Annotated in this window: 11 protein-coding genes; 7 read left to right on the top strand and 4 right to left on the bottom strand. The window is 71.9% G+C overall.

Features of this window, described 5'->3' with window-relative positions:
* Nucleotides 1-8: 8 nt before the first annotated feature.
* Entirely contained in the window at nucleotides 9-965 is a 957-nt protein-coding gene (locus ACFYW9_RS01400; protein ID WP_389143571.1) for a 1-aminocyclopropane-1-carboxylate deaminase/D-cysteine desulfhydrase, read from the top strand.
* Here ACFYW9_RS01400 and ACFYW9_RS01395 read toward each other — a convergent pair.
* Nucleotides 947-2,542, bottom strand: a complete 1,596-nt coding sequence (locus tag ACFYW9_RS01395) for a Na+/H+ antiporter (protein WP_351859247.1) — start codon at nucleotides 2,540-2,542, stop codon at nucleotides 947-949. The two genes, ACFYW9_RS01400 and ACFYW9_RS01395, sit on opposite strands and share 19 nt — an antisense overlap.
* 91 nt (nucleotides 2,543-2,633) lie before the next feature.
* On the opposite strand from ACFYW9_RS01395, the gene ACFYW9_RS01390 reads away from it, so the two are divergent.
* From ACFYW9_RS01390 to ACFYW9_RS01380, 3 genes are all read left to right on the top strand, one after another.
* Nucleotides 2,634-2,894 (top strand): UBP-type zinc finger domain-containing protein, encoded by a 261-nt coding sequence (locus ACFYW9_RS01390; RefSeq protein ID WP_351859245.1) that lies wholly within the window; start codon nucleotides 2,634-2,636, stop codon nucleotides 2,892-2,894.
* Between the two features lie 284 nt (nucleotides 2,895-3,178).
* On the top strand, nucleotides 3,179-3,592 hold the full coding sequence (locus ACFYW9_RS01385; protein WP_328448386.1) for an anti-sigma regulatory factor: 414 nt from the start codon (nucleotides 3,179-3,181) through the stop codon (nucleotides 3,590-3,592).
* Nucleotides 3,589-4,770 (top strand): SigB/SigF/SigG family RNA polymerase sigma factor, encoded by a 1,182-nt coding sequence (locus ACFYW9_RS01380; RefSeq protein WP_389143101.1) that lies wholly within the window; start codon nucleotides 3,589-3,591, stop codon nucleotides 4,768-4,770. Before ACFYW9_RS01385 ends, ACFYW9_RS01380 begins: the two co-directional genes overlap by 4 nt.
* Nucleotides 4,771-4,812: 42 nt before the next feature.
* On the opposite strand, the gene ACFYW9_RS01375 is transcribed toward ACFYW9_RS01380, so the two are convergent.
* Entirely contained in the window at nucleotides 4,813-5,265 is a 453-nt protein-coding gene (locus ACFYW9_RS01375; protein WP_389143098.1) for a hypothetical protein, read from the bottom strand.
* A gap of 170 nt (nucleotides 5,266-5,435) precedes the next feature.
* On the opposite strand from ACFYW9_RS01375, the gene ACFYW9_RS01370 reads away from it, so the two are divergent.
* Together ACFYW9_RS01370 and ACFYW9_RS01365 are read left to right on the top strand one after the other, a co-directional pair.
* Complete coding sequence (locus ACFYW9_RS01370) at nucleotides 5,436-6,401, top strand: diacylglycerol kinase family protein (RefSeq protein ID WP_351859239.1); 966 nt, start codon at nucleotides 5,436-5,438, stop codon at nucleotides 6,399-6,401.
* A 317-nt stretch (nucleotides 6,402-6,718) separates the two neighbouring features.
* The gene (locus ACFYW9_RS01365; protein WP_006380970.1) at nucleotides 6,719-6,976 is read left to right on the top strand and encodes a WhiB family transcriptional regulator; all 258 of its coding nucleotides are present in this window, start codon (nucleotides 6,719-6,721) and stop codon (nucleotides 6,974-6,976) included.
* A 278-nt stretch (nucleotides 6,977-7,254) separates the two neighbouring features.
* Here ACFYW9_RS01365 and ACFYW9_RS01360 read toward each other — a convergent pair whose 3' ends face one another.
* Entirely contained in the window at nucleotides 7,255-8,721 is a 1,467-nt protein-coding gene (locus ACFYW9_RS01360; RefSeq protein WP_326790802.1) for a PAS domain-containing sensor histidine kinase, read from the bottom strand.
* A 646-nt stretch (nucleotides 8,722-9,367) separates the two neighbouring features.
* Here ACFYW9_RS01360 and nagB point away from each other — a divergent pair.
* Nucleotides 9,368-10,153 (top strand): glucosamine-6-phosphate deaminase, encoded by a 786-nt coding sequence (gene nagB, locus ACFYW9_RS01355; protein WP_389143093.1) that lies wholly within the window; start codon nucleotides 9,368-9,370, stop codon nucleotides 10,151-10,153.
* Nucleotides 10,154-10,433: 280 nt separating this feature from the next.
* Here nagB and ACFYW9_RS01350 read toward each other — a convergent pair whose 3' ends face one another.
* Nucleotides 10,434-12,137 carry a glycoside hydrolase family 3 protein gene (locus ACFYW9_RS01350; protein ID WP_389143090.1) on the bottom strand — a complete coding sequence of 568 codons (1,704 nt, stop codon included), beginning with the start codon at nucleotides 12,135-12,137 and terminating at the stop codon, nucleotides 10,434-10,436.
* Nucleotides 12,138-12,143 lie beyond the last annotated feature (6 nt).

The following is a 12,143-nucleotide window of genomic DNA, read 5'->3' as shown; positions in this document are numbered from 1 at the left end:
CCCCTCCCGTGGGCCCGCGCACCCCGCGCGGGACTCCCGCTCCCGTCGGCCCCCCGCCGCGGCTCCCGTCGCCGCTGGTGGAGGCCGGGGACGAGCGGTTCGCGCGGCGCGGCGTGCGGTTGGCGCTGAAGCGGGACGACCTGATCCACCCGGAGCTGATCGGCAACAAGTGGCGCAAGCTGACGCCGAACCTCGAAGCGGCGGCCGGCCGCACGCTGGTCACCTTCGGCGGGGCCTACTCGAACCATCTGCGCGCCACCGCCGCCGCGGGCCGTCTCCTCGGGCGGCCCACCGTGGGCGTGGTCCGCGGCCAGGAACTGGCCGACCGCCCCCTGAACCCCTCACTGGCCCGCTGCGCCGCCGACGGCATGCGCCTTCACTTCGTCGACAGATCGACGTACCGGCACAAGACGGAACCCCGGACGCTGGCCGGGATCCTGCGGGCGGCGGGCGCCGAGGACGCGTACGTCGTGCCCGAGGGCGGCAGCAACGCCCTCGCCGTGCGCGGCTGCCGGACACTCGGCGAGGAACTGCGCGACGAGGACGGCATCGACGTGGCCGCCCTCGCCTGCGGCACCGGCGGCACCCTCGCCGGGATGGCCGCGGGCCTCGGCGCCGGCCGGCGGGCGCTGGGCGTCCCGGTCCTGCGCGGCGGCTTCCTCGACGCCGACACGGAGGCGCTCCAGCGGGACGCGTTCGGCGCCCGGCGCGGAACCTGGTCCCTCGACGACCGGTTCCACTTCGGCGGCTACGCCCGCATCACACCCGAACTCGACGCCTTCGCCGAGGACTTCGAGCAGCGGCACGGGCTGCCCGTCGAACGTCTCTATGTCGCCAAGATGCTCTACGGACTTGTCGCCCTCGTCGAGGAAGGGGCGTTCCCGCGCGGCACGACGGTGGCGGCGGTGATCACAGGAGCGCCGTTCCCCGCCCCGGGGACCGGACCTCAGGCCGCCTCCCGGTAGGCCGCCGCCTCCTCCAGGTCCAGCCGGCGCAGCAGCGTGCGCAGCATCTCGTCGTCGATGTACCGGTGGTCGCGCAGCTTGACGAAGACGTCGCGCTCGGTGCCGATCATCTCGCGGGAGAGCCGGCGGTAGGTGTCGTCCGCGGTCTCGCCGGTGACCGGGTTGACCGCGCCGAGCCGCTCCCAGACGGCGTTGCGGCGCCGCTCCATGACCGTGCGCAGGCGCTCGGCGAGCGGCGGCGGCAGGGCGTTGCGCTCGTCGGCGAGGAGTTCGTCGAGGCGCTCCTCGGCGGCGCGGGAGGCCTGTGCCTGGGCGTTGGCCTCGGCGAGGGTCTCGGCCTGCGTGTCGCGTCCCGGCAGTTTCAGCAGCCGGATGAGCGGGGGCAGGGTCAGGCCCTGCACGACCAGGGTGCCGATGACGGTGGTGAAGGTCAGGAAGAGGATCAGGTTGCGTTCGGGGAAGGCGTCACCGCCGTCCACGGTGAGCGGGACGGAGAAGGCGATGGCGAGCGAGACGACGCCGCGCATGCCGGCCCAGCCGATGACGAACGGCCCCTTCCAGGTGGGGTTGGCCTCGCGCTCGCGGATGCGCGCCGACAGGAGGCGGGGCAGGAAGGTGGCGGGGTACACCCACACGAAGCGGGTCACGACGACGACGAGGAAGAGGGCGAGGGCGTACCAGGCGGCGGTCGTCCCCTCGTAGGCGCCGAGGCCCTTGAGGACGACCGGGAGCTGGAGTCCGATCAGCGCGAACACCGCGGACTCCAGGACGAAGGCGACCATCTTCCACACCGCCTCCTCCTGGAGCCGGGTCGCGAAGTCCACCTCCCAGGAGCGGTGTCCGAGGTAGAGCGCGACGACGACCACCGCGAGCACACCGGAGGCGTGGAACTGCTCGGCGATGCCGTAGGCGACGAAGGGGATCAGCAGGGAGAGGGTGTTCTGCAGGAGCGCCTCGTTCATGTGGGTGCGCAGCCAGTGGATGGGGATCATCAGCACGAGTCCGACGGCGACCCCGCCGACCGCCGCGAGCAGGAACTCGCCGATGCCGCCCGCCCAGGTCGCGCCCTCGCCGACCGCCGCCGCGAGCGCCACCTTGTAGGCGGTGATCGCGGTCGCGTCGTTCACCAGGGACTCGCCCTGGAGGATCGTGGTGATCCGTGAGGGCAGTCCCACACGGCGGGCCACGGCCGTCGCGGCCACCGCGTCCGGCGGCGCGACCACGGCGCCGAGGACGAGCGCCGCGGGCAGCGGCAGGCCCGGTACGAGCAGGTAGGCGGCCCAGCCGACGGCGAGGGTCGCGAACAGGACGTAGCCGACCGACAACAGCGCGACGGGCCTCAACTGGGCCCTCAGGTCGAGGTAGGAGCTGTCGGTGGCCGCCGTGTACAGCAGCGGGGGCAGCACCAGCGGGAGCACGACGTCGGGGTCGAGTTCGTACGTCGGCACTCCGGGGATGTACGAGACCAGCAGGGCCACGGCGACGATCAGCAGGGGTGCCGGGACCGGGGTGCGGCGGGCGGCCCCGGCGACCGCCGCGCTCCCCGCGACCAGCAACAGCAGTGGCAACACGTCCATCGTCTTCCGCCCGCCCTCGTTTTCCGCGCGGTGTCCCGCGCGCCCGACATTTCCGCGCGGTGTCCCGCACGCCCGACGTAACCTGGCAATCATGAAACAGTGCACGCACGCCGACGCGCTGCCGCAGCCCGAACCCGACCCCGGGAGCGAGACCTGCCTGGAGTGCGAGGCCGCCGGCACCCACCCGGTGCAGCTTCGGCTGTGTCTGGAGTGCGGGCATCTCGCCTGTTGCGACTCCTCCCCGCTGCGGCACGCCTCGGAGCATCACAACACCACCGGACATCCGATCATGCGCACGTTCGAGCAGGGGGAGAACTGGCGTTGGTGTTTCGTGGACCACGTCCTCGTCTGAGCCGTGGATCACGTACGCGCGTGACTCCCGATCCGGACGGTTCGACCGTCTGACGTCTGGGTACGTCAACCCGGCGCGCGCTCTTCCTATTTGGGGCCGCAGACCTCTAGCCACTGTCCGTACTCATAGGCTTACTATGAGTGACAGCAAGGGACGGGGTCCCCAGGACAGGAAAGTCGGGAGCGCGGTAGCGTCACCGCTGAACGACGTAGCGCGTTACCCCGGGGGGCGACCCTCGGCCCCCGAAAGAGCTCGAATGAGCTTGTACCACCATGGAGGTGAGGGTGTCCCAGATCGCAGGCGAGCCCGCGACGAAGGACTTCGTGGAAGTCCGGCTGCCGGCCGCGGGTGCCTACCTGTCGGTACTGCGCACGGCCACGGCCGGGCTGGCGGCCCGTTTGGACTTCACCCTCGACGAGATCGAGGATCTGCGCATCGCCGTGGACGAGGCCTGCGCGATCCTGCTGCAGCAGGCCGTCCCCGGCTCGGTGCTCAGTTGTGTCTTCCGGCTGATCGACGACTCACTCGAGGTCACGGTCTCGGCGCCGACCACCGATGGTCACGCTCCGTCACGTGACACCTTCGCGTGGACCGTCCTGTCCGCTCTCGCGGGCAAGGTCGACTCCACCGTCTCCGAGGACAAGACCGTTTCGATCAGCCTCTACAAACAACGCGGCGCGGGACCCGGGCCGGCGTGAGGAACGGGGACGGGCCGGTGCGGGACGAAGAGCGCGGCACACGGGAGCCTCCCGCGGGGCGCGCCGACGGTCCGGGCGGGCCGCGGCACACGGCGGACGGCGTCGACGGCATCCCCGAGCAGGCCCGGCCGCATCCGGAGATCGGCGTCTCCTCGGCGGCAGCGGCGCAGCCGGGAGCCTTCCCCGGCCGGGGAGGTCCCCCCGGTTCGAGCGCGGCCGAGGACACGGGGGAAGAGCCTCGAGCTCGGGAAATGGTGACGGGCGGGACTATGAGCGAGCACGAGCGAAACGCGGAGCAGAACGTGCAGGGCGCGCAGCACGAGCGAGAGCCCGAGCAGGGCGCGCAGGGTGTGCAGGAGGCCCATGTGCAGGAGGCCCAGCAGATCCTGCGCGGGCCGAGCGAGCGGCACGTCCGGCACGACCCGCAGGACCGCAGCGGGGCGCGGGCGATGTTCATCGAGCTGCGCAAACTCCAGGACGGCAGCGCCGAGTACGCGGAGCTGCGCAACCAGCTCGTCCGCATGCACCTGCCGCTCGTCGAGCACCTGGCCCGCCGCTTCCGCAACCGCGGTGAGCCGCTGGACGACCTGACCCAGGTCGCGACGATCGGGCTGATCAAGTCGGTCGACCGGTTCGACCCGGAGCGCGGTGTCGAGTTCTCGACGTACGCGACCCCGACGGTGGTCGGCGAGATCAAGCGGCACTTCCGCGACAAGGGCTGGGCGGTGCGCGTCCCGCGCCGTCTTCAGGAGCTGCGCCTCGCGCTGACCACGGCGACCGCGGAGCTCTCCCAGCTGCACGGGCGCTCCCCGACGGTGCACGAGCTGGCCGAGAAGCTGGCCATCTCGGAGGAGGAGGTCCTGGAGGGCCTGGAGTCCGCCAACGCGTACTCCACGCTGTCCCTGGACGTCCCCGACACGGACGACGAGTCCCCGGCGGTCGCGGACACCCTGGGCGCCGAGGACGAGGCGCTGGAGGGCGTCGAGTACCGCGAGTCGCTCAAGCCGCTGCTGGAGGACCTGCCCCCGCGGGAGAAGCGGATCCTGCTCCTTCGCTTCTTCGGCAACATGACGCAGTCGCAGATCGCGCAGGAGGTCGGCATCTCGCAGATGCACGTCTCGCGGCTGCTGGCCCGCACCCTGGCCCAGCTCCGGGAGAAGCTCCTCGTCGAGGAGTGAGCCGCGCCGGTTCCCGTGGTGCGCGCCGGGAAGCGCGTCCCGCTACTTCTCGTCGTGTGCGTCGCCGCCGGGCCCTCGGATGCCGAGGGCCCGTGTCGTCGCCGGGTTCGCCAGCAGCACCAGGGCCACCACGGCGACGACGGCGAGGGCGATACCGGCGGGGATCGCGACGCTGTCGGCCTGGAGCAGGGTGTAGGCGACGGGCAGCGCCAGGATCTGGGTGACGAGGGCCGGGCCCCGGCTCCAGGCGCGGCGCAGCAGCAGTCCGCGCGCGGCGAGCAGCGGCAGCAGCGCGAGCGCGATCAGCGTGACGCCGCCGGTGACGGCCTGCCGCCGGTTGTCGGGATCGCCGGTGAGACCGAGGACGAGGACGCAGACGCCGCCCGCCACGAGGGCGGTCCCCTCCAGTGCGGCCAGCGCCGCGGCGGCGGTCAGCCGTCCGGGGCGGGGGTCGGTCCGGGGGGCGTCGGGGGTGGGATTCTGCTCACGGCTCACCCCCGAAGAGTAGCCGTCGGCTCCGGACGCCCGAGTGCCCCGGGGCCGGGAACCGCACGGTCACGGGTGGTGCGGCGATCCGGTTTCGCACCCCTGCCGCACCCGCGGACTCTTACTGGATCCCTACCTCGGTCTGGGACGAGTACCACCCAGTAGGTACGCTGCATCGCATGCGTGCACTTCTTGTGGTCAATCCGGCGGCAACCACCACCAGTGCGCGTACGCGTGACGTCTTGATCCACGCGTTGGCCAGTGAGATGAAACTCGAAGTGGTCATGACCGAGTACCGCGGGCACGCCCGGGACGTCGGGCGCCAGGCCGCGGACAGCGACGACATAGATCTGGTCGTGGCCCTCGGCGGGGACGGCACGGTCAACGAGGTCGTGAACGGTCTGCTGCACCGGGGCCCCGACTCCCGCCTCCCCGGCCTCGCCGTGGTCCCCGGCGGCTCCACCAACGTCTTCGCCCGCGCCCTGGGCCTGCCGAACGACGCCGTGGAGGCGACGGGCGCCCTGCTGGACGCGCTGCGCGAGGAGCGCGAGCGCACGGTCGGCCTCGGTCTGGCCGCGGGCACACCCGGCACCGAGGACGAGTCCGTCCCCTCCCGCTGGTTCACCTTCTGCGCCGGCCTCGGCTTCGACGCCGGGGTGGTGGGCCGGGTCGAACAGCAGCGCGAGCTCGGCCGGCGCTCCACACATGCGCTCTATCTCCGCCAAGTGCTGCGTCAGTTTCTGGACGATCCTCACCGCCGGCACGGAGCGATCACCCTGGAGCGCCCCGGCGCCGACCCGGTCACCGATCTGGTCCTGTCCATCATCTGCAACACCTCGCCGTGGACGTTTCTCGGCAATCGTCCGGTGTACGCGGCGCCTAAGGCCTCGTTCGATACCGGACTCGACGTACTGGCGCTCAGCCGCATGTCGACGCCCGCGGTCGCCCGGTATGCCACCCAGTTGCTCACTTCGTCCCCCGAGCGTGGACCCCACGGCAAGCACGCCGTCACTCTGCATGACCTGGCGGACTTCACCTTGCATTCGAAGGTGCCACTCCCCCTTCAGATGGACGGCGACCATCTGGGACTGCGTACGAGCGTGACGTTCACAGGCGTACGCCGTGCACTGCGTGTGATTGTGTGAGCGGAAGGGGCCAAACTCCTTTCACTCGAACGTTTAGGCCAGGGTCCACCCCATGGAAGTACGGCTGTGACTCAGCCGACACCGAGGAATCAAAAAAAACTTTCCGGAAGGGGTTGTATCCGCCGCTGAGGTTTGCGAGTCTCTACGTGGCGCTCGGGACGGCCCGCACCATCGGCCCCCAGAGCACCGGAACCCCTCCTCAAATCACAGGACCACACCAGTCCGTCTGGCTGTCGGCCCTTCACTTGTTGAGGGATTCGTGAAAGCGTTCACATTCACAAGCAACGTGCATGTAATACCAAGGAGAGGTAGCAGCCATGGACTGGCGTCACAACGCCGTTTGCCGCGAGGAAGACCCCGAGCTCTTCTTCCCCATCGGCAACACCGGTCCTGCGCTGCTGCAGATCGAGGAAGCCAAGGCCGTCTGCCGCCGCTGCCCCGTCATGGAGCAGTGCCTGCAGTGGGCGCTCGAGTCCGGCCAGGACTCCGGCGTCTGGGGTGGCCTCAGCGAGGACGAGCGCCGCGCAATGAAGCGCCGTGCCGCCCGCAACCGAGCTCGTCAGGCCACCGCCTGACGTTCCACCCCGCACGAGCCTGAGCTTGGCGGCGCGTACAGCGAGTACGCAACTCCCGCCCCCGAGCCGCAGCGCGCAGTACCCCGATGCGCTTGATGCAACGAGCTTTCAGCCCCGGACCACCTGGTGGTCCGGGGCTCATTGCTGTTCGCGTCCGGTGCCCGGCGCTCCCGGCGTCCAGCGTCGGTCACAGTGAGTGACGGGCATCCGTGGGCGTCGAATGCCCCTGCCCATAGGCCACTTGTGCGGGTGTTTGTCCGGCTGTTCGTCCGGGCCCGCTACTTCGGCACGACCACCGGGATGTCCAGGAGCACCTGGGTGCCACGCTCCGGAGCGGCCACCATGTCGAAGGTGCCGCCCAACTCGCCCTCCACCAGCGTCCGTACGATCTGCAGGCCGAGGTTGCCCGAGCGGTGCGGGTCGAAGCCCTCGGGCAGTCCGACCCCGTCGTCCTGGACGGTGACCAGCAGCCGGGCGTCCTTGGAGGTGCCGCCGCGCACCGCGGAGACCTCGACGGTGCCCCGGTCGCCCTCGCGGAAGCCGTGCTCCAGCGCGTTCTGGAGGATCTCGGTGAGGACCATGGAGAGCGGGGTCGCGACCTCGGCGTCCAGGATGCCGAAGCGTCCGGTGCGCCGGCCGGTGACCTTGCCCGGCGAGATCTCGGCGACCATGGCGAGCACCCGGTCGGCGATCTCGTCGAACTCCACCCGCTCGTCCAGGTTCTGGGAGAGCGTCTCGTGCACGATCGCGATCGAGCCGACCCGGCGCACGGCCTCCTCCAGGGCTTCCCGGCCCCGGTCCGACTCGATGCGACGGGCCTGGAGCCGCAGCAGGGCCGCCACCGTCTGGAGGTTGTTCTTCACCCGGTGGTGGATCTCCCGGATGGTGGCGTCCTTGGTGATCAATTCGCGCTCGCGGCGGCGCAGTTCGGTGACGTCGCGGAGCAGGACCAGGGAACCGACGCGGGTGCCCTTGGGCTTGAGCGGGATCGCCCGGAGCTGGATCACCCCGTCGGCGCTCTCGATCTCGAACTCGCGGGGCGCCCAGCCGCTGGCCACCTTCGACAGCGCCTCGTCCACCGGACCCCGGGACGGGGCGAGTTCGGCGGTCGTGGAGCCGAGGTTGTGACCCACCAGGTCGGAGGCCAGGCCGATGCGGTGGTACGCCGAGAGCGCGTTCGGCGAGGCGTACTGGACGATGCCGTCCGCGTCGAGGCGGATCAGTCCGTCGCCGACCCTGGGCGAGGCGTCCATGTCGACCTGCTGGTCGGGGAACGGGAAGGTCCCCGCCGCGATCATCTGCGCGAGGTCGGAGGCGCTCTGGAGATACGTCAGCTCGAGGCGGCTCGGGGTGCGCACGGTGAGCAGGTTGGTGTTGCGCGCGATGACGCCGAGGACCCGGCCCTCACGCCGTACGGGAATGGACTCGACCCGGACCGGCACCTCCTCGCGCCACTCGGGATCGCCCTCGCGCACGATCCGGCCCTCGTCGAGCGCGGCGTCCAGCAGGGGGCGGCGGCCGCGCGGGACCAGATGGCCGACCATGTCGTCCTGGTACGAGGTGGGCCCGGTGTTGGGGCGCATCTGGGCGACCGAGACGTAGCGGGTGCCGTCGCGCGTGGGGACCCACAGGACGAGGTCGGCGAAGGAGAGGTCGGAGAGCAGCTGCCACTCCGAGACCAGCAGATGAAGCCACTCGAGATCGGAGTCGTCGAGGGCTGTGTGCTGGCGTACGAGGTCGTTCATGGAGGGCACGTGTGCGAGCGTACCCGGAGGATCCGACAGGTCCCGAAATGGGCCGCGCGCCCGGGGGCTCCCGAGGGCCTCGCCCGGCCCCGGAAACACCCGCGGGCCGCGGCGCCTGAGAGGGACCCTCAACCCTCCCGGCACCGCAGCCCGGAGCAACAACGGCCGTGGGGTGTGCGGTCCCGGTCGGCCGAAGAGAGGAGCCGGTGCAGTCAGGGCAGAGAGCGCCGGTTCCTCGGTCCGTCTTCCTGTGCGGGGAAGACGGAGGCTTGTTCAGTTTCTCAGAGCATTGTGGACTAGACCATGGTTCCGCGTCCATGCGTCCGCACCCGCGGCCGCGTCCACGGCCCTTGCGCTCCGGTCGTGTTGGCCGTCGCCCGCTCATCCAACACCAGGAGCGCCCGTCAGACTATCCCGCTTCGGTTCGCGAACGGGAGGCGTCACCGCAGGGGCGGAGTCCCCGGACGGGCGGAGCGGGCCGAGGCGGGCCGGGGCGGAGCCCCGCGGGGCTGCGGTACACCCCGCGACGCGCCCCGCGACGGGGCGACGAAAGGGTGACGCTCTGCTAGATTGGTCTATACCACATGTGTCCCCCTTCGGATTCGGATGCGTTCCTGAGTCCCCTCTCCAGATCGGCAGGCCCAGCGTGGAAGTTGTCATCGTCCCGGACGCCAAGGCGGGCGGCGAGCTGATCGCCGAGGCCATGGCGGAACTGCTCAGGCGCAAGCCCGACGCGCTCCTCGGCGTGGCCACCGGCTCGACACCGCTGCCCATCTACGCGGCGCTGGCGGCCCGAGCGGGTTCCGGTGCCGTGGACACCTCGGGTGCGCGCATCGCGCAGCTCGACGAGTACGTGGGGCTGCCGGCCGAGCACCCCGAGTCCTACCGCTCCGTACTGCGGCGCGAGGTGCTGGAGCCGCTGGGCATCGGCATGGACGCGTTCATGGGGCCCGACGGAACGGCGGCGGACGTCCAGGCCGCGTGCGAGGCGTACGACAGGGCGCTGGCGGCGGCCGGCGGGGTCGACCTCCAACTGCTGGGGATCGGGACGGACGGGCACATCGGGTTCAACGAACCGTGCTCCTCGCTCGCCTCCCGGACCCGCATCAAGACGCTGACCGAGCAGACCCGGGTGGACAACGCCCGCTTCTTCGACGGCGACATCGAGCAGGTGCCGCACCACGTCATCACCCAGGGCATCGGCACGATCCTGGAGGCACGGCACCTGGTGCTGCTCGCGACCGGCGAGGGCAAGGCGGACGCCGTGGCGGCGACGGTCGAGGGGCCGGTCGCGGCGGTCTGCCCCGCGTCGGCGCTTCAGCTGCACCCGCACGCGACGGTGGTCGTCGACGACGCCGCCGCGTCCAAGCTGAAGCTCGGGGACTACTTCCGCCAGACGTTCGCCGCCAAGCCGGACTGGCAGGGCATCTAGAGGCGGGCCGGCGCGCCGCGCCGCGGAGACAGAACGGTGCCGGGCACTCCCGAGGGAGTGCCCGGCACCGGTGCGTGGTGGCCCGGACCAGGGCCCGGAAGCCCAGGGGCGAGACCCGGGCCAGGCCCGGGGCTGAGACCCGGGCCAGGCCCGGAGGGGCCAGGCCCGGAGGGGCCAGGCCCGGAGGGGCCAGGCCCGGAGGGGCCAGGCCCGGAGGCCGAAGCCCGGAGGCCGAAGCCCGGAGGCCGAAGCCCGGAGGCCAGGCCCTGGGCCCGGGCCGCTACGGGCCCGCGATGACCTCCGCCGCCGCGCGGCCGCACACCCGTGCCGCGCCGTGGGTGGCGATGTGCAGGGCGCCCCGGGGAGCCGACTGGGGGACGCCCATCTCGACCACGACGGTGTCGGGGCGGGCGGCGAGCAGGGTGTCGAGGGCCGCCGCCATCCAGGGGTGACGGTGTTCGTCGCGGACCACCGCGACGAGGGGCCGCCCGGCGGCGGCCGCGAGCGCCGAGGAGCCCGCGTCCTCACCGGTGAAGCTGCCGGTCTCGGTGCCGGGAAGCAGCCGGGCCAGTTCCGCCGCCACGCCCCAGGGGGTCTCGTCGCCCACGGCGATGTTCGCGACCGGGGTGAGCGCGGCGACGAAGGGTGCCTCGGTGAGCGGGGTGTACGACGCCGAGCGGGTCACGGTCAGCGCGCGCCGCGCGGCGACCAGGCCCACATCGGCGGTCCGGGCCGTACCGCCGCCCGCTCCGTCCGACCCGCCGGTTCCGTCCGGGCTGCCCGTACCGCCTGCACCCGCTGTACCGTTCGCACGGCTGGTGACATCCGTACCACCGGTACCGTTCACGCCATCCGTACCGCTCGCACCACCCGTACCGCCCGAGCTGTTCGATCCGTTCGAGCTGTTCAAGCCATTCGTGGGAGAGCCGGCCGCCGGGCCGGAGGCGGCCGGGGAGGCCTTCCGGGCGGCGGCCGCGGCCGTCCACTCGGCCAGCGCCCGCACCCGGTTCGCCGCGTCCGCGAGGCGTTCCTCGGGGAGCTCGCCGGACCGGACGGCGGAGACCAGGGCGTCGCGCAGCCGGCGCACGGTGTCGTCGTCCGCCAGCCCGCCGCCGACGCAGATGGCGTCCGCACCGGCCGCGATGGCCAGCACGCTGCCCCGCTCGATGCCGTACGTCGCCGCGATGGCCTGCATCTCCATGCCGTCGGTGACGATGAGGCCCTCGTAGCCGAGCTCCTCGCGCAGCAGTCCCGTGAGGATGCGGCGGGAGAGGGTGGCCGGGCGGTCCGGGTCCAGCGCCGGAACGAGGATGTGCGCGCTCATCACGGCACGGCTGCCCGCGGCGATGGCGGCCCGGAAGGGAACGAGTTCGCGGGACTGGAGGACCGACAGGTCCGCGTCGATGCGCGGCAGGGCGTGGTGGGAGTCCACCGCGGTGTCCCCGTGGCCCGGGAAGTGCTTGGTGCAGGCGGCCACGCCCGCGGCCTGGAGGCCCCTGACGTAGGCGGCCGTGTGCCGGGCCACCAGGCCCGTGTCGGCGCCGAAGGACCGTACGCCGATGACCGGGTTGGCCGGGTTGGAGTTCACGTCGGCGGACGGCGCCCAGTTGAGGTTCACCCCGCACGCGGCCAGTCTGCGGCCGAGTTCGAGGGCGACCTGTTCGGTGAGCGCCACGTCGTCGACGGCGCCCAGCGCGTGGTTGCCCGGGAAGGACGAGCCGGTGCGCACCTCCAGGCGGGTGACGTCACCGCCCTCCTCGTCGATGGCGACCAGGACGTCGTCACGTTCGACGCGCAGCTGGGCCGTCAGGGCGGCCAGTTGCTCCGGCGAGGCGATGTTGCGGCCGAACAGGCCGACGGAGGCGAGACCTTCACCGAGGCGGCGCAGCAGCCAGTCCGGAGCCGTGGTCCCGGTGAAACCGGGCTGGAGCACGGTCAGGGCGTCGCGCGTCAGGGTGTCTGTACCGCTGGCGAATGTCGTCATCGGGGG

Source organism: Streptomyces sp. NPDC002698 (assembly GCF_042888945.1).
Taxonomy (GTDB): domain Bacteria; phylum Actinomycetota; class Actinomycetes; order Streptomycetales; family Streptomycetaceae; genus Streptomyces.
This window is presented reverse-complemented; position numbering and strand designations above follow the sequence as displayed.